Raw genomic sequence first — 25,664 nt, 5'->3', positions numbered from 1 at the left:
AAGAAAGTGAAATGCTATAGAAAACACTTTTAAAACTATGAAACCTTATTTTAAGGGATTAGTTGTAGCAGTTTTAGCTACGGTAACAGGACTAGCAGCAAATTTCCAAGCTGTTACTGGTCAGAATGTAGAAAAGAAAAATTTCTTGTTGACACAAGCACAAGTCCAAGTGCAGCCAGTTGCAGTTTCTGTAGCGTTACCAGAACTCGCACATATCTCGCTTAAGGGGGGTAAATCACTTAGTGGACGAGTCACAGCAATTGACCCATCAGGGCAAACACTATTGATGCAGCGTAGTGGCAAAACCCTCTCGATTCCTTTAAAAGATGTTGAAAAAGTTGTTTTCAGAAATAGTGCTCTAGTTTACAAAAGTGATGAACGTCCGGTTATACGCGGTCAACGAGAACGCCCTCAAGGTCAGCCAGTCACTTGGAGCAATCTTCCACTGAGTAATTTTACAATTAAAAACGCTACTGAGGCGGTGGTAAACTTAGTGCCGTCTGTAGTTTCGCTAGAGCGGTTGCGCGGTATTCAGTCAGTAGCAAAAGATAGACAGTATGTGGTGGATGAAATGCAGTTTAATCTGCAACAAAAAACAATGTCTATTCGAGCCACACCCTATTAACAGTTATCAGTTACCAGTTATCAGTTACCAGTTATCAGTTATTAGTTATCGGTTAATACTTACTGTTTACTGTTCACTGTTCACTGATTTAACACCAGAGCGAATTGATATGAATTGGTTGTATGAAAAAAATTATCAGTCGTCTACTGGCTTTGGGTGTGTGCATAACTCCTGTTTCCGCGTTGCTCATGGTTCAACCCAGTTGGGGACAGGTTCAAAGTTCTAAAGCTCAACAAGCAGAACGATTGTTAGAGCAAGGAATACAACAAACACAGCAATACCAACACCAACAGGCAATACAAATATTTCAGCAAGCTCTCACTCTTGCACGAGAACTGCAAGATAAAAAACTGGAAGCAACTGCACTGGTTTGGCTTGGTTTTAACCACAACCAAATTGGTGAGCGTCAGCAAGCACTAGCGTACTACAACCAATCTCTGCTCCTATTTCGCGCAGTCGGCGATCGCTCAGGCGAAGCCACAACCCTCAATAACATCGGTCTAGTCTACGACGCTTTAGGACAAAAGCAAGAAGCACTCAAGTTCTACAACCAATCTCTGCCCCTTTCTCGCGCCGTCGGCGATCGCTCAGGCGAAGCCACAACCCTCAATAACATCGGTGGAGTCTACGACGATTTAGGACAAAAGCAAGAAGCACTCAAGTTCTACAACCAATCTCTGCCCCTTTCTCGCGCCGTCGGCGATCGCACAGGCGAAGCCAGAACCCTCAATAACATCGGTGGAGTCTACTCAGATTTAGGACAAAAGCAGAAAGCACTCAAGTACCTTAACCAATCTCTGCCCCTTAGACGCGCAGTCGGCGATCGCACGGGCGTTGCAACAACCCTCAATAACATCGGTCTAGTCTACTCAAATTTAGGACAAAAGCAAGAAGCACTCAAGTACTACAACCAATCTCTGCCCCTTAGACGCGCAGTCGGCGATCGCACGGGCGTTGCAACAACCCTCAATAACATCGGTCAAGTCTACTCAGATTTAGGACAAAAGCAAGAAGCACTCAAGTACTTCAACCAATCTCTGCCCCTTTCACGCGCAGTCGGCGATCGCACGGGCGTTGCAACAACCCTCAATAACATCGGTCTTGTCTACTCCGATTTAGGACAAAAGCAAGAAGCACTCAAGTTCTACAACCAATCTCTGCCCCTTAGACGCGCAGTCGGCGATCGCACGGGCGTTGCAACAACCCTCAATAACATCGGTGGAGTCTACGACGATTTAGGACAAAAGCAAGAAGCACTCAAGTTCTACAACCAATCTCTGCCCCTTAGACGCGCTGTCGGCGATCGCACAGGCGTTGCAACAACCCTCAATAACATCGGTGGAGTCTACGACGATTTAGGACAAAAGCAAGAAGCACTCAAGTTCTACAACCAATCTCTGCCCCTTTCTCGCGCAGTCGGCGATCGCACGGGCGTTGCAACAACCCTCAATAACATCGGTAAAGTCTACTCCGATTTAGGACAAAAGCAAGAAGCACTCAAGTTCTACAACCAATCTCTGCCCCTTAGACGCGCTGTCGGCGATCGCACGGGCGTTGCGAGAACTCTCAATAACATCGGTCTTGTCTACGACGCTTTAGGACAAAAGCAGGAAGCACTCAAGTACTACAACCAATCTCTGCCCCTTACACGCTCCGTCGGCGATCGCTCTGGCGAAGCCACAACCCTCAATAACATCGGTGGAGTCTACTCCGCTTTAGGACAAAACCAAGAAGCACTCAAGTACTACAACCAATCTCTGCCCCTTTCTCGCGCAGTGGGCGATCGCACGGGCGTTGCGAGAACTCTCAATAACATCGGTGGAGTCTACTCCGATTTAGGACAAAAGCAAGAAGCACTCAAGTACTACAACCAATCTCTGCCCCTTTCTCGCGCAGTCGGCGAGCGCTCTGGGGAATCTATAACTTTAGGTAATATTGGTATATTGTACCGGGATATAAATCGACCTACTGATGCCATCTCAAATTTAGAGCAATCTCTCAAAATTATCTTGGAAATGCGCCAAGGTTTACAGCGGCAAAATCGTCAAAAGTTTCTTGAGGTTAACGATTGGAGGAGTGCTTATCTAGTCGATGTCCTCATCGAGCAGAAACAATATGCCAAAGCTTTTGAATGGGTTAACTTATTCACCACGGCTGATTTAGCTGATTACACTCGCTTGATTAACGCCAAAGTTGCCAATCCACAAGTACAGCCAAGGCTTGACAAGTGGAATAGGCAAAATCAAGAACTCGAAGCTTTGCGACAGCAACTACAAGATAAGTTTTCTGAGGGTTTATCTCAACAAGTTCGGCAATTAGAAGCACAAGTTTACAAAGATGCTGAAGACATTTCCCAGCGTTATCCTGAAGTGGCAGAACTGTTTGAAACCACACCCCCAGATATTGAAAAGCTGAAATCTTCTATCCCAACAGGAACGGTTGTTGTTCAACCAGTCTTACTGAATAATTCTATTGCTATCTTTGTTTTAACCAAAGACCGTTTGAATGTGGTTAAAACACAGATTGATCGTACTAAATTTAATAAACTTCTCGCCAAGTATCTCACACAAGTGCAAAATGATGGTGATGATAGCTATATCGAAACTGGCAGCAGCCCACTCTACGATATCCTGATTCGCCCTGTAGAGAAAGAAATTCAGGCTTTGTCTCCCAAAGAGTTAAGTATTATCGCCAGTGGTAAACTCCGTTACCTTCCTTTTGAAACTCTTTACGACAAACAAAAACAGGAATTCTTAATCAAGAAATATCCTGTCAACTATCTCACCCGCATTTCTACTCGTTCTTTAGAACCACCGACAGCGCAGAATCTTGTAAACCAACAACAAGCTGTCTTGGCATTTGGTAATCCCGTACCTCGTGATCCACAAAATTTACCAGGCGCAGAGCAAGAAGTTAAAAATATCACTCAACTGTTTCCCACAAGTCAAGCTTACCTCCACGAAAAAGCCACGCTGAACAACTTCAAAACTTACGCCTTCCGCTTTCCCTTGCTGCATTTAGCAACTCACGGTTGCTTCCAAAACCAAGATTGTAAAAAATTAAACTTAAAAAAGAATACATTACTCTTTGCCGATACTCAATTTGATATTGCTGATGCTGCTCGTTTGGGGCTACAAGGTACGCAACTCCTGACTCTTAGCGCTTGTCAAACTGCTCAAGCAACCAATTCTTCTGGAGAGGGAATTGTAGGTGTTGCTTACATATTTGAGCGTGCTGGTGCTAAAGCAGTGATGGCGGGTTTGTGGGCGGTTGATGATCCAGCAACGCAGAAACTGATGATTTCGTTTTATCAGAACCTCAAGCAAGGTATGAGCAAAGGTGAAGCACTGCAAAAAGCGAAGCTAGAGCAAATTGAGCGTCATCCTTATTATTGGTCACCGTTTGTCTTGATTGGTGATGCGCGTTGAAGATTCGCGAGCCAAGTAGGAAATTTTAGCGCGTTGATGACTCGATAAGCATCTCAAGATAAAATGTTGAGATGCTTATCGATTCATAACTATTGAATAGGCGTTTAGCTGTTGGCGTAGTTATCGATTATCTTAGCTAAACCCGGTACCGCTTCCTCTACATGCTTCTTAGCTGAGTTGCGGAGTTTGTTATATACACCCTGCACGGTCGTGTTTTTGCTTTTCTCGATTCTGGCGTCGGTGACGCCCAGCAGTGCGTCCGCTGTGCGAGACCGGTTTTGTGTGAGATGTTCGACCGCGTCGCCCGTCTGTTTGCCCTCACTCCAAATGGGATCGAGTGCCGCGAAGGCTTGCGGCAGAAGTCTCCCGATGGCTTGGGTACAGTAATTGGGAGCGATACCCTTGACGGCAGCGTAGCCGGCTTTTAATGCCAGACCAGAAACTCCTCCCATTGTAGCGACCTGCGTGTCTATCAACTTTGTGCAGTCAGCCACGACCATATTCTTTTTATCTGGGTTTGAGAGACCATCGCTAAGTCCCATTTCGATTCTCCTTAATGTCACGCTTAATTTCTATGCAACTAATTTTCCTGGCGAGCAGGAAATTATAGAAAATGATATGAGAGTTAGAGGATGTTCGTAACCTTTTTCAGGTTAGATCAACTTAGTTCACCGAGAAAAAGTGAGCCAAAAGAAAACTAAAGCCATGACTTAAAAGAAGTTAAACAGTTAGGTGAAAAATCATGGTTAAATATGTTTTCTTCTTGCATGGTTAGAGTTATTTTGGAAATGCCTAAAGTACTGCACCCAATCAGGTTTCGTAACTAGTTTGATGTTTCAAGTGAATTTTCAACATTAACTGTTCTAACCATGATTGCTCTTTGTATCAACTAAAAAAACAATAACATCTTAAAACGATTCATAGCTTTGTTAAGTAGGAAAACAAAGTAATTTCATCATTTCTTTAATAACCAGTCAGAAAAGTTAAGATTAAATTAGGTAGTGATAATTTTTGGGGACGGACATATTTCAAATATTCTTAGACTTTCATGGTAGCAAGTTACAGCCTTGCTACTTTTTCCTCTATTTATAAAATTTGTAAAAGCTGGTCAATGGTGCGTAGGTCTCGTGCTGGCAATTTTTGGATGGATGGGACATTCAGCAAATTCCCCTCTCGACCAGCTGCTTTCAGTATGACCATTTCCGTTTCTTGGTCAGCCTCTTGCCACCGCCCATATGCTAATAAGTCACCCAGTCTAGTGTAATCTACACCACAAGCGCTAATCAGCTTTTCCGGATTGTTCCGATTTATTTAATCTCAAAATCAAGATTTTTCACTAGAGTATCAATGCTCCTGAAGGGATAGGCATAAGTGTAATTACTTACTAGTCTAGCTTTGATGAAATCAGCTATCATCTGCATCTATAAAATAAAGCAAGAAGCGATTTTGTCGTTTTAAGCTGGTAAGTTGCATAAGTACATATGCTGGCAACGCGCTTGCTTTTCTCAATATAAGTGCTAACCTCTAAAATAGTATGTATGCAGTCAACTCAAACACAACTCTTGCGACTTTCGCAAGGACAACTGAACATCTTAGAACGTTGTCCCCGCCAATTTCAATACACCTACTTAGAACAACTCCATTCTCCCGCAGATCCAGAACATGAGGAACGGCAGACTTTAGGAAGTCGCTTTCACCTGCTGATGCAGCAGCGAGAAATGGGTTTACCCATTGATACTTTCCTGCAAGAAGATGCCCAGTTGCAAAGCTGGATGAGAGCTTTTGCTGATGCAGCACCAGACATTTTAACACCTGCACCTGGTAGCCAAACTTTCCGCGAAAGTGAACACTACCGAACTCTGCAAGTTCAAGACTATTTGCTCACAGTTATCTACGATTTATTGATTGCAGACAACCAGCAAGCACAAATTCTTGACTGGAAAACTTATCCCAAACCGCCCAATAAAAGCAAGTTGGAACAAAACTGGCAGACACGTCTTTACCTGTATGTTTTAGCTGAAACTAGCGATTATCTGCCAGAAAATATTTCAATGACTTACTGGTTTGTCCAATCAGAAGGTCAGCCGCAAAGTATTAAATTTAGCTACAACACTGTTCAGCACCAACAAACAGCAAAGAGACTTAATCAACTTTTAAGTCGATTAACCTATTGGATGGAACGTTACCAATTGGGAGAACCATTTCCACAAGAACCAGAGGGTAGCAAAGCTTGCGATTACTGTCAGTATACAAAGCGTTGCGATCGCTCCCAACACGGTTCTGAACAAATGCCTACAGCAAAGTCTCCTATAACAGTAGACACGAACTTACTGAATCTAGCTAGCATTCAAGAAGTCACTCTGTGAATTACAGATAACTTCTTGATTATTATTTTATGCATTTTGATGAAATCGAAGCGGTATATGTCCGCGAATTAGGAATAGATGACATAGCCCCCGTTTATCACTTGGGGGAAGAGTTATTTACCAGCGATTTATATCCGTATTTATATCGTTGCTGGGATGAGTGGGAGGTGATAGGGCTTTACAACACAGATCCAGAATACTGCCTTGTTGCAGAAGTTGATGGAGAACTGGCAGGATTTATTTTAGGAACTATTATTACCAAAGCATCCTGGACTTACGGATACATCCTGTGGTTAGGAGTCAGTCCTAAATTTCAGCGTTGCGGCGTGGGAGACAGGCTGGTTGATAAAGTCATTGCACGTATGATTGAAGATGGGGCGCGGTTCATGCTGGTAGACACTGACCCAGCAAATACTCCAGCCGTGAAGTTTTTTAACCGCAAGGGTTTTGGTAATGTCCGTCAACACGTTTTCTTGTCGATGAATTTAAGCAGGCACGAATACTATGGCAGACTGATTGAATACGAACACCAAAAAGCTGAAAGGGCAGGTTACAAGCGTTCTCGTCCTGCTATAAGAGCAACACGCAAGTCTGATGGAGTTGCAAGTGAAGTCGCCTTGAATACTTTGGTAAGTGAACCTCATACCTCTGAGGAAGAAGCGCCCGTTTAATTAACTTAACTGCCAAAATCATAATTTAGTATTTGGAACCGCAGATGGACGCAGATGCACGCAGATAAATCATCTGTGTCCATCTGTGTCCATCTGTGGTTTTATTTCTCAGAACTCGGTTTTTGTTCATAGATATCTTAATCTCTATATGTCAGAACAACAGTGGATCCTTGCGACAACTGAACAACCCCCAGAATGGTTTATCCAAGCGGTGAAGCAATATGCACCAGCATCAGGTGGATATTTTGCAGCACAGCTGTTATGGCAACGAGGAATACGAGACGATGCACAACTAGCGGCTTTTGTCAATCCAAAAGCTTATCAACCCGCGAATCCGTTTGAGTTTGGACAAGAAATACATCGGGCGGTGGAACGGTTGCAACAAGCACGAGAGACTGGTGAAAAAATCGCTATTTGGGGAGACTTTGATGCTGATGGTATCACGTCTACTGCTGTGTTGTGGGATGGCTTGGGACAATTTTTTGCCCAAAACACTCAGCTTATTTACTACATTCCCAATCGCTTAACAGAATCACACGGACTGAATTGTCAAGGAATTGAGAGATTAGCAAAACAAGGTTTTCAGTTAATTGTGACGTGTGACACTGGCAGTACAAACATTAGTGAAATTACTTATGCCAAGCAACTAGGTATAGACGTTATAGTTACAGACCACCACACCTTACCTCCGGAACGTCCCCCAGTGACGGCAATTATTAACCCCCGCTATTTGCACCAGACGCATCAGCTGTTTCATCTTTCTGGAGTAGCGGTGGCTTACAAGTTAGTGGAAGCCCTTTATCAAACCCTACCAAATGTCCCGCAACAACCGCTACAGGATTTATTGGATTTAGTTGCGGTTGGGTTAATTGCTGACTTGGTGCAGTTGAGTGGAGATTGTCGTTACTTGGCACAATTGGGAATTGGGCAACTGCAAGAAGATTTTAAAAAAACACCAGGGATGCGAAGGCGACCAGGGGTAGGGCGATTATTGGAATTATGCCAAAAAAGTGGCGATCGCCCCACAGATATTTCCTTCGGTTTGGGTCCACGAATTAACGCAGTTAGTCGCATTCAAGGGGATGCCTCTTTTTGCGTGGAATTACTGACCAGTCGCGACCAAAAGCGTGTCAATGAACTTGCAGAAGTCACAGAATTAGCGAACACTCGCCGCAAATCTTTACAGAAAGATGTTGCCCAGCAAGTCGCGCAAAAGCTTTCCAAAATGGACTTATCAACTACTAGCGTCATCGTCCTAGAAGACCCCCAATGGGCTGTTGGCGTTTTGGGGTTAGTCGCAGGACAAGTCGCACAGGAGACAGGACGCCCAACTATCCTTTTGAGTACGGAGGGAGTAGGGGGATTAGGGGGAGAAAATACTTCTTCCTCTTCCCCATCTTCCCCCACTTCCTCCACTTCCTCCACTCTTCTTGCCCGTGGTTCCGCCCGTTCGGTCAACTCGGTTGATTTATACCAATTGGTCAAACACCAGTCACATTTGTTGCATCGATTTGGCGGACATCCCTATGCAGCAGGATTAAGTCTGCCTGTAGAAAATATTCCATTATTTACAGAGGCGATTAACCAAAGGTTGCGCCAATCTTTAGGAGGAACAACCCTGACACCGACCGTGCAAGCAGATTTAGCTGTAACAGTGGCGGACTTGGGGAAAGAGTTATTTTTAGAACTAAAACTGCTAGAACCCTGTGGAATGGGAAACCCAGTTCCAAAACTTTTGATTCAAAACTGCTGGTTTGAAAATGCTTGGCATCGTAATCAACAAGATTGGCAAGGGAAAAAGGTACAGTACATAAAAGCTGAGTTTGATATTCGGGATGGTTCGACGAGAAATCCTTTTCCTGGTGTGTGGTGGGGACACTACAAAGATGAATTATCTATAGGAAGGTGTGACTGCATCGCTGAACTAGACTACAACACCTTCAAAAAACGCTACGAAATCCGACTCATGGCGGTGCGTTCTCGTCAGCAATCAGCAATCAACAATCAGAACTCAGCACTCGTAATAGATTGGCGCAACATCTCCACTCTCCCCCTCCTCCCCTCTCCCACTTCCCCCCTCCTCCTCAAAGATTGTCCAACAAGTTGGGAGGATTTACGCGCGCATTTGAGACGTTCACTGCACAACCAACAACCTCTAGCGCTTGCTTGGTCAAAACCAGACCCCAAACCACCAGAACAAATCTGGCTTACCCTTGTGGGACTTGCCAAATATCTCAGTCGCACAAATCAACTTGTGACCCGTATGCAGTTGTTGGAAAAACTTGGTATCAATGACCAAGCCTTACTTTTAGGGTTAAGAGGTTTGAAATATTTGGGTTTCAAAATCTCACGCCAAGACCGTTTGTTAACTTTCAGTCAGCATTCCACTATTGAACCCTCTCTAGCAGAAGCTGCTGTGGAAAAATTTTTAGCCGCTGTTCGCGAAGAACAATTTCAGCGTGAGTATTTTGCTGAAGTACCCTTATCAACAATTGAGGCGATCGTCAATAGTCAATAATCTCCCCTACTCCCAAATTTGACCCTGACGTTCGCATTGAAAACCCTGATTCTGCCAAAAATTCATATTTACCTCTGTCAATCTCGTAATATTGGAACATTGCGGCTGAATAATCGGGCTGAACCCTGCCCACAACAAACTACGTGTGACATCTAGTCCTGTTTTGAGCCAAGACTCCTTATTTCCTGGAACACCTTGCTCTTGAACAATGTCTGGTTCCACCCAAATACCATGAACACCAAAAAGAATCTGTGCCATCCATTTAGCACGCGGGAAGTGCGTCGGCGAGGTAATTAGCTTCACCTTATGCACCCCCCAACGGCGGAGGATGGGAATGGAATAGTAAAAATTACCGAAGGTGGAATCCGCGCACTTTTCCAACCAAACATTTTGCATTCTCTGGAGGGCTTGCCGCTGAAAAATCAGCCAAATACAGGGGTCTGGAGAACCTCGAGAAATTAAAATAGGGGTTTGCGGGTATTGTTTTGCCAACTGGGCAACATAAATTTCCCGACGAATGCTGCCACCAAGCACAAAAAAGGCATCTGTTTGCTTGGAAGATACAGAAAGTAAGGTTATAGTGTTAAAAACTAGCCAGCTGACTAACACAAGGCACAGCCCAAAAGTTAGTCTTTGTAAAAATTGCCGCCTTCTGGGCAATTGCTCTGACACTGAGCTAAGTGGACTGTTTGTAACTTTACGTCTCATAATCGCTACTCAATACAAGCTTTCTTTCGTAGAGTCGGCAACACCAGTTGAGCCAGCTAAGTGCTATTTTATAGGGTAATATTGACTGCTTATATGGCACTGATGAAAGTACCACATAGTGGCAGTAAGCTTGCGAGAGAAGTAAGCTAGAGTTAAAAAGCTGCATGAACAGGATGCAGTATTCTCAAAGAACATCAAGGAAAAGTGATGAAGAAATTATAGTTGAGAAGAAAAACTTATAAACCCCAGGAAAGCCGGATTGCTACACTGTCAACAACACAATTATTCCAGCTAATATACATGAATCGATCTGCGAAACGTTACTCGCCGCTCCAACTAGCCTTTATTAGCGGAGCAATCGCCTCAACTGCTACATTGTCCGCATTTGGTTCAGTTTGGTGTCGCTCCGTGCGTGCCGCTCTCCAAGATAGCCCGAAAGCGGTAGTCGACGTAGTCTGGCAACTAGTGAATCGTGAATATGTAGATGGCTCATTTAACAAACAAGATTGGTTAGCAGTTAGGCAAAGTCTGCTCAGTAAAGACTATACTTCCCAACAAGAAGCATACACTGCTATCCGCCAAGCATTAGAAAAATTGGGGGACCCTTACACTCGGTTTATGGATCCCAAACAGTATGAAGCCCTAACTAATCAAACATCTGGGGAAGTCTCTGGAATTGGCATTCGGATGGAATTGAACGAGCAAACCAAGAAGCTCACCGTTATCGAAGCCATAGAAAATTCCCCTGCACTCAAAGCTGGTATTAGATCTGGCGATTGGATTGTGGCAATTGACGGCAAACCCACAAGCCAGATGAAAGCGGAAGATGCGTCAAACCTAATTCGCGGCAGAGCAGGTACTAAGTTGACTTTGCGGCTAGGAAGAAATGGGCAGAGTGCTTTTGATGTGAATCTGACACGGGCAAGTATTGAAGTGCCGACAGTGCGTTACAGCTTGAAGCAAGAAGGCAATCGCCGCGTTGGTTATATACGCCTGCGAGAGTTCAGTGCTCATGCTGGAACTCAGATGCGACGCGCTATCCGCGATTTGAATGCTAAACAAGTCGATGGCTTTGTATTGGATTTGCGTAGCAACCCTGGCGGTTTGTTGCAGGCGAGCATTGAAATTGCCCGGATGTGGATGGATAACGGTGCCATTGTCAAGACTGTGGACCGTAAGGGAGGAAGTGAAGAAACTAAGGCAAATCACACTGCCCTGACAAAACGCCCTGTGGTGGTACTAGTGGATAACAATTCAGCTAGTGCTAGCGAAATCCTGACGGGCGCACTCAAGGATAATAACCGAGCGGTCGTTGTTGGCAGTCAAACCTTTGGTAAAGCCTTAGTACAGTCGGTTCATGAACTCGCAGATGGTTCCGGCGTAGCTATCACTATAGCTCATTATTACACTCCTAAGGGAACAGATATCAATCACAAAGGGATTGCGCCAGATATCAAATTAGACCTAACAGAGGCACAACAACGTCAACTAGCAGCAAATCCAGATTTGTTAGGAACTAAGAATGACCCTCAATATGCACGAGCACTAGCAGTTCTATCTAGCAACAGCTTTGCTCGACCCACTCAGCAAAATCAACCATTGCAACAACAACCCATGAGCAATCGCGCTACAGATTTGAAATTTTAGCTGAACTTCCAAATTTTGGATTGGGAATACTGGACAAAGGAGACTGGTTAGTAGTTAGTAGTTAGTAGTTAGTAGTTAACAACTAAAAACTAAAAACCAACAACAAACAACTAACAGTCCTCAATTCCTAATCCAAAATCTTAAAGCTATGAATAGTGAAGCAGTTGAGACAACCACTGTTAATACCTTCTTACCAAAGGTATCAGTGGTTGTGCCTATTTATAATGGTGAGGCTGATTTACCAGAGTTGATCTCTTGTCTTTTGGCTCAAACTTACCCAAAACACCGGGTAGAGTATTTGCTGGTGGACAATAATAGTGGCGATCGCACTTTTGCCTTACTTAAAGAAGCTGCCGAAAATAGCTCTATCACAATTCGTCCCCAGAGCAAAAATCACATTCAAAGCTCCTACGCCGCCCGTAACGCTGGCATTCGCGCTGCAAGTGGTGAGATACTTGCCTTTACCGATGCGGATTGTCGTCCGCAACCCGAATGGCTTAATGCATTAATTGCGCCTTTCGTCAAGTCAGATGTTGTCATTGTTGCTGGTGAGATTGTGGCGCTACCGGGAAGGACACTGCTAGAACAACATGCAGATCGTCAAGAAACCCTCTCACAAAAGCACACCCTTGCTCATCCCTTCTGTCCCTACGGTCAAACTGCAAATTTAGCGATACGACGACAAGCTTTGGAACAAGTGGGTTTGTTTCGTCCTTATCTCACCAGTGGTGGGGATGCTGATATCTGTTGGCGAATTTTGCGGCAAAATATCGGACGTTTAGAATTTGCCCCCAATGCTATTGTAAGGCATCGCCACCGCGCCACCCTCAAGGAACTAGAAAGTCAATGGCGGCGCTACGGGCGCTCAAATCGTTATTTGCATGAACTCCACGGTGTCGATTTGATGCGCGACATGACCCTCACCGAATGCTTCTACCGTCTGGGACGTTGGTTGGTGAAGGAAGTCCCAAGGGACAGCGTGAAGGCTTTAACAGGTAAAGCTAGGCTTATCGATTTAGTAAGTACCCCAATTGGATTGTACACTGCTAGAGCGCGTGCTGCTGGGCAACGGGAAGCCAAGTTGCCGGAGAACGCCATGATAATTGAGCGGTTGTGATCATTCTGGATTGTGAATTTTTGATTTTAAATTACGACTTGAGAATTAACTTAAAAGTAAACATTATTCTCCCCATCACCCTAGTAGCCCAGCGTCACTTAATTTCGCTAAATTGGAGAAAAGTCGCGCAAAGGGAAACGGTAAATGGCAGCTCAATTGTTACTGGTAGATGATGAACCGGGATTGCGTGAAGCCGTCAAAGACTATTTGCAAGAAAGCGGTTTTGGCGTTCAAGTTGCCAGTAACGCCCGAGAGGGCTGGGAGTTGATGCAGCAAAACACACCTGACTTAGTGATTTCTGACATCATGATGCCACAGGTGGATGGCTACCAGTTCCTCAAGCAACTGCGGGAAGATCCTCGCTTCCGATCGCTGCCAGTGATATTTCTCACTGCTAAGGGCATGACAACTGATCGCATCCAAGGTTATCAAGCTGGTGTTGATGCCTATCTGCCCAAGCCCTTTGATCCAGATGAGCTTGTGGCAATTGTTGAAAATTTACTGGAACGGCGCGTCGCTAGGAGTCCAGCGACAAGTGAAGACGGTGAAGCGCCTGATATCACCGAACTTGCCAATCAAATTGCCCAAATTAAAGCTTTGTTAACTCAAAAAAATGCAATAGCTCAATCTCCGACACCTTTTGCCATTGACTTAACCCCCAGAGAACAAAGTGTTTTAAACTTGGTTGCTGAGGGGTTGATGAATAAAGAAATCGCTCGTCGTTTAGAAACGAGCGTCCGAAATGTAGAGAAGTATGTTAGCCGTTTGTTCAGTAAAACCGGCACCAATAGCCGTACAGAGTTAGTTCGTTTTGCTTTAGAACACGGTCTTGCAAAGTAGAGATGAACCAAGAAAACAGTAGGCAGACGGCTCAAGTGAAGAATGGCTTTGGTTGAGTCTTCTGCCTTTGTGTTTTCTGGTTTAAGATGTCGGAAAGTTACTTATAGCGACTTTGATGTCTACTTCTTCCCACTTCTACCAAGCCAGAAGAACCCTAACTTTGAGCGCGTACGTGAGTTTGAGGCTAGCTGACCCTACTTAACTAATTGAAAAAAGGCACAATTTATTGCCAATACTGACTAGCTCGATTTTTGCTGATTTTAGTCAGATTTATCTAAAAAATAGCAGAAAATTTGGGTCTTATTCAAGCTCCTTCAATTTCTGGAGGAATAATGTGGATGATAGAGCAATTACCCTGAAATCTAAATTTTTCATAACCATAACCCCGCTAAGAAGCCAGGCATGAATGCAACATCTAGTAGGCACCCATTTGTGTCCGTCGTGCTAAGGGTGAGAGCTATTGCAAGCCCCAGCGCTATGGTTCGTGGAGGTTGGTTAAGCAAGCCAAGTCATTATTAGAACAAATCAACCAATGGGCAAAGTCAACGAAAGCCAATATTTTATGCCCGATACATTATTTGTCACTACTCGGATGACAACAAATTTAACTATTGACTCACCTCAGCAGAGTTGCGTAAGCGCATCAGGCGACGTCGCATTTGCGGGGATGCCTTCAACTCAGGCACTTCTTGCGCCTTAACAGTTGTATGTAAGGTTTCTAAAAAGTCGTCAGATCCCTCAGTTAAAGCGTCTAGCAGTACCTGCAGAAGTTGGTCGCGATCGCCTAACAGACTTTTTTCCTCTATTAACCGGAATTTCAGATGGATTTCGCACTCATAAACACCTACATCGATACTATTTACCTGCCGTTGTAATGCTTCAGAGTTCATAGTTTTTAGGCTTCCTTGTACTAGATGGGAATTTGGGTGAGCAGCTATCTTTCAAGCAAGAATTCCTTATATTTTTTTACTCTCAAAGTGTTTGAATTAACAATTCTTGTTTGTCAATAAGCAATGGAATCGCATTTTACTCTCCTGTTTACTTTCAAGCTGACTTTCACGGTCTAGATTCTCAGGTTTTTACAATAGGTATGGTTCAAGTAAACCATAACTATTATTCAGTTTTTAAGATTCTATGCAATAAAGTTTCTGTAAGAACTTGTTTGAGCTTTTTAAAGGTTTTTACATCAACTTTATCTAAACGTCAATAACAGTTTGAGATTTTACTTAACAACTCGTGCTACTACGTAAGTAAATTCGCTGATTATTTTCTCTCTCAATGATAGCCAGACATTGCTGCACCACAATTCCGTAAAATTACTAAATGTACGATTTTTTTATTTAAAAAGGCAGGAAACCTAAATGACCAAAGTAATTAGGGGTAAGATTTTTGTTCTCGATGACAATATAGACACAGATCAAATTATTCCAGCCGAATATCTCACCTTGGTTCCTTCCAAAGCGGATGAGTACGAAAAGCTTGGAAGTTATGCTTTAGCTGGCTTACCCAATCGCTACGGCAAATTTATAGTTCCAGGCGAAATGAAAACAACCTACCCGATAATTGTGGCAGGAGAAAACTTTGGCTGCGGTTCCTCACGGGAACATGCCCCCATAGCCTTGGGCGCTAGTGGTGTCAAAGCAGTAGTTGCCCAGTCCTATGCCCGCATCTTTTTCCGCAATTGCGCTGCTACAGGTGAACTTTATCCTTGGGAGTCGCTGGAAAGGTTATGCAACCAGTTTGAAACAGGTCAAGAAGTATCAATAAATTTTGAAGGCAATCAATTGATAAACCACACCCTTGGTCAGATATACAACCTCAAACCCTTAGGAGACGTGGGACCAGTGATTGATGCAGGTGGTATCTTTGCCTATGCTCGTCAGACAGGCATGATTTCTTCCCGCTAACAATTCCGTCTACAATGATTTCAGCGCGATTAACCCACATATCTAACTGCTTATGGACAACCCGATGCTGCTCAAGTCCACAACCCGGCACATACGGATTTTTGCCGCTGAAATAGACCGGGATGGAGAACTCGTTCCCAGTAATCAGGTTTTAACCTTGGATATTGACCCAGACAACGAATTCAACTGGAATGAAGATGCTCTGCAAAAGGTTTATCGCCAGTTTGATGAGCTGGTAGAAGCATATAGTGGTACAGACCTCACAGACTACAACTTACGCCGCATTGGCTCGGACTTAGAGCATTTTCTGCGCTCACTCCTGCACAAAGGCGAAATCAGCTACAGTCTGTCCGGACGTGTCATTAACTACAGCATGGGACTTCCCCAAGTTGCATCTAACGAAAATCAAGAGAGTTATGGGTTATGAATCAAGAGTGAAGAGTGAAGAAGTTTTTGTATTTTCTTTCTTCTTTCTTCTTTCTTTTTCTTAATGATGATTCTCAATGGGAAAATTCCCAAAATACCAGGCTGGTCTGCTGTTAATGCAGCCTGCCTTTTCTTTTGCTAGTTGTACTCAACTCTTAGGTATACGCTGCTATCCTCAGTACTGATACCTTTTTCTTCCATTTTTGCTTTAATTGGGACAGGATGGTGAATTGCTAGATTCTCAAATTCCTCTCCCCAACTTACTTGGTATGGTTCAGTCAAATTTTGGGAACTTAAAACTTGAAGTGAAGTGAGATAAAAGAAACCTTAACGCTATTGACTATTGCTCGTTAACTATCAACGGTCTTATCCCCTATACTTTAGTCGGGGGATGATCTCAAAAAATAGTTGCACTACCCAAGTCTAATATTTGCCTATAAAGAAATGTCAGCCGGTTGAGTAGTGATTCACAACAACCATTATGCTGATTCTTTTTGTCCTACTTTTAAACTAGTTGGTAATGCACTCATTGCCATTAAACTAGACAAACCGTTAGATTTAGTTCATAAAAAGCGGTCGGCAATTAGCTACCTGAAAGCTAATTGCTAACCGCTGACCGCTAAATATCTATTACCAAATCCTATTGCCTTCTTCGTCAACTCGTGCTTGTCGAATGACATCAGAAATCTCTTCCGCATCTTTCACATGATGTAAAGCCTTTTTCTCACCATTTGGCTCGTCAACGACAAAATAAGTTGGAACTTCAATATGGTCTCCTGTGATATCTGGAGAATCAACGGCAAGTTGTTTTGCCTTTTCTTCAACGGTTTGTGGTTCTTCAGAAATCACATCACCAGGGTTAACTGCACGATGAATATCTTTTTGTGTGTTATCTTCCATGAGACTCTCACCAGTTATTAAATGTGTCAAATTTGTGCTGTTCCAAGTGGTGGGTTTAGCAATAAGACAAAGCAGAGGTCTTTGCTAAGAATGAACAGCACTTAACAACCTTAGTTAAAGCTGCCCTCAGCTTTAACTAAGGTTAATTAAATTCCACCTACTTACAAATTAAGGAAAAACCCAATTTATCTCCTCTTTCTGATGGAGTAAGTAGGTTAACAAAAAAAACGTAAAATAGGGGGAGTGCAACAATGAAGTGATGAGCACTGCCTGCCCCATCAAGAATAACGCTGACCACTGAAGAAGACCTTATTCTTAAGTAAGAATTTGAGTACCTGTGTGCGCCTAAAGGTGCAAGCACGGTTCCTGATCACAGGGGTGGAGCGTTACCGCTCCCCCTTGACTCAATCCTGAACGATGCTGGTTAGACTCGAGGTCTCCTCCAGTAGTTTAATGGGCAAGGATTGGCGCAAGCGATCGCCATAGAGAGACAGTGCATTGCCGCCAAGCAGGAGTTCTAAATGCTCTCGGTCATAATCGGCGACAGAGGCAGCATCCTTAACACAGTTATGGAGTACGCCGTCCCAGTGACCGTAATCGCCTGAGAAACAAGCCACACGCTTACCTACGTCCCCCATCCCAGCAGGAAGATAAGCAGGAGCGGGGTCATCTGATTCAAAAGAGGTGAAAATTTGACCTCTCTCAAAGTACTCCATGGGGTCTCTATGACGAAGTTCATAGTGTTCATAGAGGCTGGCATCATCAATCTGAGTGGGGTCATGCTGGGCATTCCACAAAAGGTCAAAGAGGTTTTTCGCCTGACTAATCAGGTTGATATTGTTGTGCGTGCCTCTTTCCTGAATCATCAGCTTGGTGAACTCCATCAAGGAGGGGCGATAAGGATGCTTAGGGTCAAAGTCGCGGATGCGTTTTTCCCAATGCTCGTGAAAGGCATGGGCAAGATCCGGCAACCAACCGCAACCACCTTCTAAAAAGCCTACTCGCAAAGTGGGGAATTGCTCAAATGCACCATCAAAAATCATCCGCGCCAAAGCTAATTGTTGCTGGTTGCGCTGCACAAAAACGTGCGTGAGGACGAAGGTTTCCATATGGTCTGCAATCCCACCCACCATGGAAGAACCAGGACCACCGTGAATACCAAGAGCAACATTCAAGTCTACTGCTGCTTGGAGGATGGGACGAAAGTCAGGATGGCTAATCGCTTTACAAGTGCGGATCTCTGGGAATGCTTCTGGTGCTTTGGGATGGGGGATTGCTAAGTTCGGGGCAACAGCAACGCCAATCATGCCGAGTTCATTAACGCAACGATGCATTTCCGCAACCGCAGCGTCTACGTCTTGTAGAGGTAAGACACCAATTGGTTTGAGCCGATTATCGTATCCCCGGCAGTCATCGGCAATGTAACTGTTGTAGGCACGACAAAGTGCTACGCCCAAGTCCTTGTCCATAATGCTAGAGAAGATTAAGTTGAGCGTGCCATAAATGACATGAACATCAACACCTTCTTGATCCATATGTTCAATCCGTACGCGATTGAACATAGCGCCTAGAGTTGTGTCGGGATGAAGCGTCCGGAAACCACCTTTACCCAGCCCCTGAGGTTGCGGGAACATCCGCATCAAGTCATTTTTACCCGTTACCGGGTTAAAATCCATGATTCGCGCCCGTTGGTCGCCGAGACTATCGCTGACTAAACCAATGCGATCGCGAAACTCCCGCTCAAGATAATCCCGCATCACTAAGGGATTTTCTATCTTATGGGCATCTGCATCAATTACCACTAGACCTTTGTACATGAATTCTCCTCTTAAATTTAGGCAGTCTGGCGCTTAAAGTAAGCCCAAGCTTGACGTAGACCAAACAAGTTCTCAAACGACCACATGATCGAGACTAAGATAGTAATCCCGGGATACTTGACAAAAGCGGGTTCATTCTTCTCAAAAAATGCATGTCCGCCCAGAGCAAAAACTTGGGTGAGCACCAAGCAAACGAGCGTCCACCGCCAATCGTAGAACAGCGAAACGACAGCTGCGATCGCCAAGATGTTCGTTAAGTGGTGCAAAATCTGGTTGATGGGATGCCGATGACTCGCCACAAAGTGGGTTTTGGCTTCCTGGAAGTAGCTCAAATTGATTCTCCTGCGGTGAAACCCTAATCAGTCAAACTCCAAGCTTTGTAGGCAAAGATATCACTAACATTCTTGCCAAAGTGAGAGATTGACATTTTTTTAGTTATTTAAACCAAATTTTTGGTAGTTAAGACGCTTCTACCTCCACCGGAGTTGTAAATAACCCCGTGGCTGCTGACTCAGTTCCTCTTCACCCAGCCATTCAACAGGTTTGTAAGTGCCAAAAACATGATCCCACCAATCCACTGCTAGGCCAAAGTTGTGATGCCACATACCGTATTTGTGATGTACGTAGTGAACCGGCATCTTCATCCAGAAGCACTTGGTTGGGTTTTCGTGCTGTAGCTGATGGGCATAAGCTGAGAAGGCGGCATAAACTAGTCCGCCGAGGAACCAACCGATTCCAGCTTCCCAAGAGTAGAAAAACATTAAGCACATGACCACAAAACTGCCCCTGACATAGTCTCGAAACTCCCACAGCACCCCTTGTCCTTCGTTGCGACGGTGATGGTCGCGGTGACGTTCACCAATCCGGGGTGAGATGTGCATTAAGCGATGTAGCCAATATTCCACTAAACTAGCCAAGACAAACGCTAGGGCAAAACAGGCGATTCCTACTCCTACGGAGAAGGCTGGACTAACGGAAAGCTTCTCCAACGCGGTCATGGACTCCCTTCCTCACACTTGTTCTGTATAGCAACGTATATCCAGAATATTCTAATATCCTATAGGGTAACGAACATATCATTCCCAACAATGCACGCCATTTTCTTTAAGAAAACATGACTGTTCCAACAAGTTTTGACATAATTAGTTCTTTGAGTCAATGAATTCTCAGAAAAATTGTTAATCTGAGAATTCAAACATTGGAAAATAGCAAAAACTTTTAAATGAGAAACAAAAATATCAAAAAAGCAATCTTAATAACAGGATCTCTGTTACCTTTTCTGTTGCCTCTGCAAGCAACAGCCGCAACTTTTAATAAAATGTATGTTTTTGGTGACAGTCTATCCGATACTGGCAATGTATTTAATGTCACTCAAGTTGCTAATCAACTCAATCCTACCATATCAATCGACCCGCCAAGCCCACCCTACTTTAATGGACGTTATTCCAATGGTCTGATCTGGGTGGATTATCTAGCAGATGCTTTGGGAGTAAACCTGACTCCATCCACTAACTTGGCTGTAGGTTCTCCTATCACAATCACTCCGAGTGGTGAATTTGGAGTGAATTCTTTGTTCAATGGTGCGACGACCACCCAAAGCGTTAACTTTGCCTTCGGCGGTGCGACATCAGGCTTAGGTAACGCTAGCGATCCAAGTTTACCAGGAGTGCTGACGGAAATAGAAGCATTTACAAGCGACTTGGCGCGAGTCAATCAGTCTGCTGATTCGGAAGCGCTGTATATTGTATGGGCTGCTGGTTCTAATGATATCAGTGCTGGTAACTTAAGTAGTACGGTATTTGCGGAAAATGTATCCCAAGGGGTAACATCGCTGTTTAATGCCGGTGCGAGAAACATCATGGTGCTTAACACGCCTGATTTGGGAAACACACCCAGCGCGCGTAGCCTTGGTTCCAATGTTTCTACTTTGCTGACTCAATTGAGTTTGGCTAATAACTCCAGTTTAGCCATCACCTTCAACAACTTAAATCAAACACTTCCAGGCATCAACTTAATACCTATTGATGTCAATTCTTTATTTCAAGAAGCGATCGCCAATCCAACAAAATTTGGTTTCTCAAATGTCACTGAAGCTTGCTTAGATTCAGTCACTTTGATCGCCTGTACTAACCCAAACGAATATTTATTTTGGGACAGCATCCATCCGACGACCGCAGCCCATGCGATAGTAGGAGAATTAGCCTTTGAGAAACTGAAGTCCAAGCCTGCGGCTGTGCCAGAACCAACGTCTTCAGCATCTCTAGGGATGCTCATGCTTGTATGGTTGCTGCGGACTGTAACAGGGGCTAGTAAAAGTTTCTGGCGGCGTTGTCACCCCGTCAGACATTCTTGACACAAGTGTGAGGATTTCATGACCAATTTCTTGCTGCTACCTTTGACGGTTGTTGCTGAACGTGCTAAAGAAAATTTTGTTAAGAAAACCCGTCAAACCGATGCGGTGCAGGAGCAGTTTTTACACCAACTGTTACTCGCTCATAAAGATACCGAAATTGGTCGCAAATATGGGCTAAGAGATATCAAAACTATTGAGCAATTTCAAAAGCAGATTCCAGTTCTGCCTTACAGTAGCTATGAAGCGTATACCGAACGAATTGCCCAAGGTGAAAAAAATGTTTTAACCCCTGATCCAGTTGTTTATTTAAATCTTACAAGTGGTTCAACTGGAAAAAAGAAACTCATCCCAGTTACTCAGAAATTTCAGAATTCTTTGCGAAAGGCTAACCTAAGCAGCATTGGCTTTTTAATTGCAGCTTTACGAGCCAGGAAATTACAGTTTGGCAAAATGTTAGCAACTAACTCAGTACAACTGTTAGGACGTACAACTGGGGGTATTGAGTACGGTCCAGCGAGTGTCGGAGTCCTTCGTATGGGCAAGTTTGTCTACGAGCAACTGTTTGCTCACCCTTACGAGACTCTGTTGCCTGGCGATAGCCTAGCCCGCCACTACATCTCCCTGCTTTTTGCCCTCAGCGAAGCGTCCGTGCGGGGAATAGGGGCAAACTTTCCCATGCTCGTCCTGCGAACCTGCCAATACTTGGAGCGCTATACTGAAGACCTGCTCCAAGACTTAGAAAAAGGGACTATAGCGAGTTGGTTGGAACTGGAACCCGAATTGCGATCCAAATTAGAGCAAAGATGGTCAGCAAAACCCAGCCGTAGTCAACAATTACGAGAAATCTGGAAGTCAGAAGGACTGCTCACCCCAAAACTTGTTTGGCCGAAACTATCCTTTGTCGCAACAGCACGCGGAGGAACGTCAGATTTTTACTTTGAACGGTTTCCCACCTACTTTCAAGACACCCCAGGATTTGGTGCAGTCTACTCATCTGCAGAAGGGACTGTTGGGATTAACCATGACCTTGATAACGATGGCAGCATTCTAGCAATTGAAAGTGGCTTTTTTGAGTTTATTCCGCAAGACCAGTGGGAAGCAGAGCATCCGAAAACGGTACTTGCCAATGAAGTCAAGACAGGAAAACTCTACCGGATCGTCATGACCAACTATAGTGGTTTCTATCGTTACGATGTTGGGGATGTTGTGGAAGTCTTGGGGTTTTACGAGCAAGCTCCACGACTCGTATTCCGTTATCGTCATGGTGGACTGCTTTCTTCGATAACGGAAAAGACAACAGAATTTCATGTGACTCAGGTGATGCAGACACTCCAACAAGAATTTGGCATAAGCTTAGAGGATTTTTGTATTACCTTGACAGCAAATGATATTCCTGCCCATTATCTAGTCAACATTGAACTCGCCTCCGGTCAAAAGCTGAATGTTCCTCAAGCCTTTCTAGAGAGGTTTGACCACAAGCTAAAGGAAATTCATACTTCCTATGAAGTCAAGCGCCCAGGTCAAATCCCACCGCCTCGGCTGAGGATTTTAGCCCCTGGAAGCTTCACTATCCTCCGCCAACGTCAGCTGCAAAAGGGAATTCCCGATTCTCAACTGAAATTTCCCCATATCAGCGAAGACCGGAGTTTTCTCGCTGGACTGAAGGTAGAGCAGGAAGTTAGGCTTCCGGAAGATCGGGAGGATTCCGATTAACGTATTTAGTATTTGTAGCAACTAGGAACAGCAATAGCCCTGCCACCAGACATACACTTGCTGCGGTATAAAAGACTTCTTCGAGTCTGCCATAACTGAGCACTGGTCCAAGTAGGATGGGACAAAGGAACTGTCCTAAGAAACCAGCACCCGTTCCAGCTGCTAGCACACTTGAGCGCAGTTTTGCAGGGGCTAGGTTTGCGAGGGCGTTGTAGAGGTTGGGTAGCACAATGCCAAATCCCACGCCAAAAAGCACCGCTGTCAGCACAATCAAGCCTAGTTGGCGCAGGAACGGGATCGTTCCCAATGTTACAGCCATCAATCCAAAGCCGAGTGCTGTGGAACGCTCTAAGCCGAAGCTTTGAGCGAACTGCCTAGCTCCAAATGCTGATATACTAGCAGCCCCAACTGCCCGTGATGCTAGGACAACGCCATTCAGGGCTGCTCCGGCTCCAATCGTTGCTTTGAGGTAGAGCGGTGCATAGATGACCACAGTATACATCGCGATTGATGCCAGACTAAGGGACAGTAACAACCATAATGTATAGCCATGCCCTAAAACTTGGCTGAGTTTGTGGCGCGATTGGACTGCAGTCGCTTTCGTCGGTATCGATTTCCTTAGGATGAAGGCTGCCATGAACGCTAGGGGCAATCCTAATCCATACAGATAAAAAGCAAATTGCCAGTGAGTTGCACCGACCCAGCCACCCAATAGAGGGAAGAAAATGCCAGCAATTGTGAGGGTACTGGTTGCGTGACCCAAGGCTTGCGATCGCGCCTCACCTTCATACATACTCGTCAGCAAGCCTAGACTAGCTGCGGCAATTCCACCACTTGCTGCGCCCAGCAACCCCCGCATCACTAACAATAAGCCTAATGAGTGCATGAAAGCTCCTGCCGTGCCAAACAGCGCGTAGAGAACCAAAGAGGCTACTAGCACACGTACCCGACCAATTCTGTCTGCTAAGATACCGAATAGAGGGCTAAATAGAGCAATTGTCAAGCAATGTATACTTACGAGATTACCTGCTAACCCTGGGTTAAGGTGGAGTTGTTGAATCATCTCTGGCATGATTGGAGCAACAACTCCCCCAGCCATTGTGGTTAGAGACCCTGCCGCCAGTAGTACTAACAATCTAAAATCATTGAACACACTTAACATAAGCTAGAAAATTGAAATTTTTGGCAACTATAGCGTAGGTTGAGTACTTTAGCTAAGTAGACGTAGGAGTATGCTGTCTGGATTCGTGCTCAAAAGTTGATTGACTTATGAGAGACTAGGAAGCTAAATACAGAAACAGGCATAGAGGCACGAACGCATGGAACTGGCTCCGACCTTAACAAGCCAGACAGTTCAAAATGCTGTCCGACAAGTAGGCATCAACCCCAATTACTGGTACGCGGTTGGTTGGGCAAGCCAACTCAAGCCCGGTAGCATCATGCCCGTAGTAATTTGGCAGCAAGCAATTGCCATTTACCGCGATGAGAGCGGTCAGCTGCATGCCTTAGAGGATGTATGCCCTCACAAAGGCGTAGCGTTGCACAAGGGCAAAGTACAAGGCTGCAACTTGGCTTGTGCTTATCATGGCTGGGAATTTAACCCTCAGGGTAATTGCGTTGGCATTCCTTACCTTCCTAAAGAACAAAAACTTCCCCGCGCCCAAGCCCGCAGTTATCCAATTCAGGAAAAATACGATCTCATCTGGGTTTTCCTTGGTGATTCCACCTTAGCCCAAACCTGTCAGCCACCCGATATTCCTGAATTTGACCAATCTGACTGGTTTATGGTTCCTGTCCCTGCCAAAATCAATGCACATTTTTCTATCTGCAATGAAAACTCTATGGATGTCTTCCATGGTTTTCTACATCAAAATTTGCAGGGCTGGTTCGACCCAGTCTTAATTAGTTTACAAGAGACTGACACATCAGTTCGTACCGAATATCTGGTTTCCTATAAAGGTCATATGGCCAAGTTCTTAGGATTGAGTGAACGAGCTGACCAGGTGACAACCCTACCTGTCTCAACTGAGTATCGCTACCCTTACTTTTACAGTTCTCTGGAGGGAATTTCTACTCTATACCTGATGCGGCTGCCGGTAGGACCAACTGAATCTCGGTCGATTGCCTTGTTTTTCTTCAAAATTCGCTTTCCCAAATGGATACTCAGACCACTCAAGCCACTGCTACAAGCCTTCATCGAACACTTTGTGTTGCGGAAATTTCTAGCCCAAGACATCGAAATGATAGAAAATGAGCAGCGAACCTATTTAGAGAATCCGCATCGGCGCTATGTGGAAATTAACCCGGCTATTATTGCGGTTCAGCGGCTGGCTATCCGGCAGTACGAGCAATATATGCAAAATAAGAATGAAAAGAACTCAGAACTCAAGCAGATCAGAACTCAGAATTAACTTGAAAGACAACTCACAAGCAGAATCCACCCCTTCCTCGCTAAGGAAAGCTATTGAGCGCCCCTTCTGGGCGAGGCATCATATCCTATGTGCCGAGTACTTATATTTCTTCTACTCATTACTCTTTCCTCAGCGCTGTTTTGGTGGTCAATTGCAAAACAATCGGAACCGAGACTTGGAAAAATTTGTCTGTCGATCTAAAGCTATCGTTTTAGAT

General features: G+C 44.6%; 23 protein-coding genes. 13 read left to right on the top strand and 10 right to left on the bottom strand.

Features of this window, described 5'->3' with window-relative positions; genetic code table 11:
* Nucleotides 1-37: 37 nt before the first annotated feature.
* Both MAS10914_RS0114745 and MAS10914_RS0114740 read left to right on the top strand, forming a co-directional pair.
* The gene (locus MAS10914_RS0114745) at nt 38-625 is read left to right on the top strand and encodes a hypothetical protein (RefSeq protein ID WP_017316711.1); all 588 of its coding nucleotides are present in this window, start codon (nt 38-40) and stop codon (nt 623-625) included.
* 122 nt (nt 626-747) lie between these two features.
* On the top strand, nt 748-4,053 hold the full coding sequence (locus MAS10914_RS0114740) for a CHAT domain-containing protein (RefSeq protein WP_017316710.1): 3,306 nt from the start codon (nt 748-750) through the stop codon (nt 4,051-4,053).
* Nucleotides 4,054-4,157: 104 nt separating this feature from the next.
* Here the strand turns inward: MAS10914_RS0114740 and MAS10914_RS0114735 are convergent, their stop codons facing one another.
* Together MAS10914_RS0114735 and MAS10914_RS32825 are read right to left on the bottom strand one after the other, a co-directional pair.
* Nucleotides 4,158-4,595: a DUF6918 family protein gene (locus tag MAS10914_RS0114735; protein ID WP_017316709.1), complete on the bottom strand. Its 438-nt coding sequence runs from the start codon at nt 4,593-4,595 to the stop codon at nt 4,158-4,160.
* A 544-nt stretch (nt 4,596-5,139) separates the two neighbouring features.
* Nucleotides 5,140-5,337 (bottom strand): GUN4 domain-containing protein, encoded by a 198-nt coding sequence (locus tag MAS10914_RS32825; RefSeq protein ID WP_269635089.1) that lies wholly within the window; start codon nt 5,335-5,337, stop codon nt 5,140-5,142.
* Nucleotides 5,338-5,591: 254 nt separating this feature from the next.
* Between MAS10914_RS32825 and MAS10914_RS0114725 the strand changes: the two genes are divergently transcribed.
* From MAS10914_RS0114725 to recJ, 3 genes are all read left to right on the top strand, one after another.
* A complete protein-coding gene (locus MAS10914_RS0114725) occupies nt 5,592-6,419 on the top strand; it encodes a PD-(D/E)XK nuclease family protein (RefSeq protein ID WP_017316707.1) in 828 nt (275 codons plus the stop codon).
* Nucleotides 6,420-6,448: 29 nt separating this feature from the next.
* Nucleotides 6,449-7,090 carry a GNAT family N-acetyltransferase gene (locus MAS10914_RS0114720; RefSeq protein WP_017316706.1) on the top strand — a complete coding sequence of 214 codons (642 nt, stop codon included), beginning with the start codon at nt 6,449-6,451 and terminating at the stop codon, nt 7,088-7,090.
* A gap of 148 nt (nt 7,091-7,238) precedes the next feature.
* Entirely contained in the window at nt 7,239-9,608 is a 2,370-nt protein-coding gene (recJ, locus tag MAS10914_RS0114715; RefSeq protein ID WP_017316705.1) for a single-stranded-DNA-specific exonuclease RecJ, read from the top strand.
* A gap of 6 nt (nt 9,609-9,614) precedes the next feature.
* Here the strand turns inward: recJ and MAS10914_RS0114710 are convergent, their stop codons facing one another.
* A complete protein-coding gene (locus tag MAS10914_RS0114710) occupies nt 9,615-10,316 on the bottom strand; it encodes a YdcF family protein (RefSeq protein WP_017316704.1) in 702 nt (233 codons plus the stop codon).
* Nucleotides 10,317-10,616: 300 nt separating this feature from the next.
* Here MAS10914_RS0114710 and ctpB point away from each other — a divergent pair, with 300 nt between their 5' ends.
* From ctpB to MAS10914_RS0114695, 3 genes are all read left to right on the top strand, one after another.
* Entirely contained in the window at nt 10,617-11,963 is a 1,347-nt protein-coding gene (gene ctpB / locus MAS10914_RS0114705) for a carboxyl-terminal processing protease CtpB (protein ID WP_017316703.1), read from the top strand.
* Between the two features lie 148 nt (nt 11,964-12,111).
* Nucleotides 12,112-13,080, top strand: a complete 969-nt coding sequence (locus tag MAS10914_RS0114700) for a glycosyltransferase (protein WP_017316702.1) — start codon at nt 12,112-12,114, stop codon at nt 13,078-13,080.
* Between the two features lie 144 nt (nt 13,081-13,224).
* On the top strand, nt 13,225-13,920 hold the full coding sequence (locus MAS10914_RS0114695) for a response regulator transcription factor (protein ID WP_017316701.1): 696 nt from the start codon (nt 13,225-13,227) through the stop codon (nt 13,918-13,920).
* A gap of 608 nt (nt 13,921-14,528) precedes the next feature.
* Here MAS10914_RS0114695 and MAS10914_RS0114690 read toward each other — a convergent pair.
* A complete protein-coding gene (locus tag MAS10914_RS0114690; RefSeq protein ID WP_017316700.1) occupies nt 14,529-14,810 on the bottom strand; it encodes an Npun_R1517 family heterocyst differentiation transcriptional regulator in 282 nt (93 codons plus the stop codon).
* Nucleotides 14,811-15,281: 471 nt separating this feature from the next.
* Between MAS10914_RS0114690 and MAS10914_RS0114685 the strand changes: the two genes are divergently transcribed.
* Nucleotides 15,282-15,827, top strand: a complete 546-nt coding sequence (locus tag MAS10914_RS0114685) for a LeuD/DmdB family oxidoreductase small subunit (protein WP_017316699.1) — start codon at nt 15,282-15,284, stop codon at nt 15,825-15,827.
* Between the two features lie 52 nt (nt 15,828-15,879).
* On the top strand, nt 15,880-16,254 hold the full coding sequence (gene ndhM / locus MAS10914_RS0114680) for an NAD(P)H-quinone oxidoreductase subunit M (protein WP_017316698.1): 375 nt from the start codon (nt 15,880-15,882) through the stop codon (nt 16,252-16,254).
* Between the two features lie 137 nt (nt 16,255-16,391).
* On the opposite strand, the gene MAS10914_RS35560 is transcribed toward ndhM, so the two are convergent.
* From MAS10914_RS35560 to MAS10914_RS0114660, 5 genes are all read right to left on the bottom strand, one after another.
* The gene (locus MAS10914_RS35560) at nt 16,392-16,535 is read right to left on the bottom strand and encodes a hypothetical protein (protein WP_232224164.1); all 144 of its coding nucleotides are present in this window, start codon (nt 16,533-16,535) and stop codon (nt 16,392-16,394) included.
* Between the two features lie 348 nt (nt 16,536-16,883).
* Nucleotides 16,884-17,153: a hypothetical protein gene (locus tag MAS10914_RS0114675; protein ID WP_017316697.1), complete on the bottom strand. Its 270-nt coding sequence runs from the start codon at nt 17,151-17,153 to the stop codon at nt 16,884-16,886.
* Nucleotides 17,154-17,557: 404 nt separating this feature from the next.
* Nucleotides 17,558-18,970: an amidohydrolase family protein gene (locus MAS10914_RS0114670; protein WP_017316696.1), complete on the bottom strand. Its 1,413-nt coding sequence runs from the start codon at nt 18,968-18,970 to the stop codon at nt 17,558-17,560.
* Nucleotides 18,971-18,987: 17 nt separating this feature from the next.
* Nucleotides 18,988-19,302 carry an Mpo1-like protein gene (locus MAS10914_RS0114665; protein ID WP_017316695.1) on the bottom strand — a complete coding sequence of 105 codons (315 nt, stop codon included), beginning with the start codon at nt 19,300-19,302 and terminating at the stop codon, nt 18,988-18,990.
* A 138-nt stretch (nt 19,303-19,440) separates the two neighbouring features.
* A complete protein-coding gene (locus MAS10914_RS0114660; RefSeq protein ID WP_017316694.1) occupies nt 19,441-19,968 on the bottom strand; it encodes a sterol desaturase family protein in 528 nt (175 codons plus the stop codon).
* Between the two features lie 224 nt (nt 19,969-20,192).
* Between MAS10914_RS0114660 and MAS10914_RS0114655 the strand changes: the two genes are divergently transcribed.
* Together MAS10914_RS0114655 and MAS10914_RS0114650 are read left to right on the top strand one after the other, a co-directional pair.
* Nucleotides 20,193-21,323: an SGNH/GDSL hydrolase family protein gene (locus MAS10914_RS0114655; protein ID WP_017316693.1), complete on the top strand. Its 1,131-nt coding sequence runs from the start codon at nt 20,193-20,195 to the stop codon at nt 21,321-21,323.
* A gap of 18 nt (nt 21,324-21,341) precedes the next feature.
* Nucleotides 21,342-23,036, top strand: coding sequence for a GH3 auxin-responsive promoter family protein (locus tag MAS10914_RS0114650; RefSeq protein ID WP_017316692.1), 1,695 nt, complete (start codon nt 21,342-21,344; stop codon nt 23,034-23,036).
* On the opposite strand, the gene MAS10914_RS30215 is transcribed toward MAS10914_RS0114650, so the two are convergent.
* On the bottom strand, nt 23,002-24,198 hold the full coding sequence (locus MAS10914_RS30215; RefSeq protein WP_033365266.1) for an MFS transporter: 1,197 nt from the start codon (nt 24,196-24,198) through the stop codon (nt 23,002-23,004). The two genes, MAS10914_RS0114650 and MAS10914_RS30215, sit on opposite strands and share 35 nt — an antisense overlap.
* A gap of 157 nt (nt 24,199-24,355) precedes the next feature.
* Here MAS10914_RS30215 and MAS10914_RS0114640 point away from each other — a divergent pair, with 157 nt between their 5' ends.
* Complete coding sequence (locus tag MAS10914_RS0114640) at nt 24,356-25,447, top strand: aromatic ring-hydroxylating dioxygenase subunit alpha (protein WP_017316690.1); 1,092 nt, start codon at nt 24,356-24,358, stop codon at nt 25,445-25,447.
* Nucleotides 25,448-25,664: the final 217 nt, after the last annotated feature.

Origin of the sequence: Mastigocladopsis repens PCC 10914 (genome assembly GCF_000315565.1) — a bacterium.
GTDB lineage: Bacteria > Cyanobacteriota > Cyanobacteriia > Cyanobacteriales > Nostocaceae > Mastigocladopsis > Mastigocladopsis repens.
This window is presented reverse-complemented; position numbering and strand designations above follow the sequence as displayed.

Excerpts from the sequence above, each read along its gene's own strand:
- MAS10914_RS0114670 (WP_017316696.1), bottom strand. The coding sequence starts at position 18,970 with ATGTACAAAGGTCTAGTGGTAATTGATGCAGATGCCCATAAGATAGAA.
- MAS10914_RS0114710 (WP_017316704.1), bottom strand. The coding sequence starts at position 10,316 with ATGAGACGTAAAGTTACAAACAGTCCACTTAGCTCAGTGTCAGAGCAA.
- MAS10914_RS0114700 (WP_017316702.1), top strand. The coding sequence starts at position 12,112 with ATGAATAGTGAAGCAGTTGAGACAACCACTGTTAATACCTTCTTACCA.
- MAS10914_RS0114725 (WP_017316707.1), top strand. The coding sequence starts at position 5,592 with ATGCAGTCAACTCAAACACAACTCTTGCGACTTTCGCAAGGACAACTG.
- MAS10914_RS0114695 (WP_017316701.1), top strand. The coding sequence starts at position 13,225 with ATGGCAGCTCAATTGTTACTGGTAGATGATGAACCGGGATTGCGTGAA.
- MAS10914_RS0114640 (WP_017316690.1), top strand. The coding sequence starts at position 24,356 with ATGGAACTGGCTCCGACCTTAACAAGCCAGACAGTTCAAAATGCTGTC.
- MAS10914_RS0114690 (WP_017316700.1), bottom strand. The coding sequence starts at position 14,810 with ATGAACTCTGAAGCATTACAACGGCAGGTAAATAGTATCGATGTAGGT.
- MAS10914_RS0114745 (WP_017316711.1), top strand. The coding sequence starts at position 38 with ATGAAACCTTATTTTAAGGGATTAGTTGTAGCAGTTTTAGCTACGGTA.
- MAS10914_RS0114660 (WP_017316694.1), bottom strand. The coding sequence starts at position 19,968 with ATGACCGCGTTGGAGAAGCTTTCCGTTAGTCCAGCCTTCTCCGTAGGA.
- MAS10914_RS0114740 (WP_017316710.1), top strand. The coding sequence starts at position 748 with ATGAAAAAAATTATCAGTCGTCTACTGGCTTTGGGTGTGTGCATAACT.
- ctpB (WP_017316703.1), top strand. The coding sequence starts at position 10,617 with ATGAATCGATCTGCGAAACGTTACTCGCCGCTCCAACTAGCCTTTATT.
- MAS10914_RS30215 (WP_033365266.1), bottom strand. The coding sequence starts at position 24,198 with ATGTTAAGTGTGTTCAATGATTTTAGATTGTTAGTACTACTGGCGGCA.
- MAS10914_RS0114675 (WP_017316697.1), bottom strand. The coding sequence starts at position 17,153 with ATGGAAGATAACACACAAAAAGATATTCATCGTGCAGTTAACCCTGGT.
- MAS10914_RS0114720 (WP_017316706.1), top strand. The coding sequence starts at position 6,449 with ATGCATTTTGATGAAATCGAAGCGGTATATGTCCGCGAATTAGGAATA.
- recJ (WP_017316705.1), top strand. The coding sequence starts at position 7,239 with ATGTCAGAACAACAGTGGATCCTTGCGACAACTGAACAACCCCCAGAA.
- ndhM (WP_017316698.1), top strand. The coding sequence starts at position 15,880 with ATGGACAACCCGATGCTGCTCAAGTCCACAACCCGGCACATACGGATT.
- MAS10914_RS0114650 (WP_017316692.1), top strand. The coding sequence starts at position 21,342 with ATGACCAATTTCTTGCTGCTACCTTTGACGGTTGTTGCTGAACGTGCT.
- MAS10914_RS0114655 (WP_017316693.1), top strand. The coding sequence starts at position 20,193 with ATGAGAAACAAAAATATCAAAAAAGCAATCTTAATAACAGGATCTCTG.
- MAS10914_RS0114735 (WP_017316709.1), bottom strand. The coding sequence starts at position 4,595 with ATGGGACTTAGCGATGGTCTCTCAAACCCAGATAAAAAGAATATGGTC.
- MAS10914_RS0114685 (WP_017316699.1), top strand. The coding sequence starts at position 15,282 with ATGACCAAAGTAATTAGGGGTAAGATTTTTGTTCTCGATGACAATATA.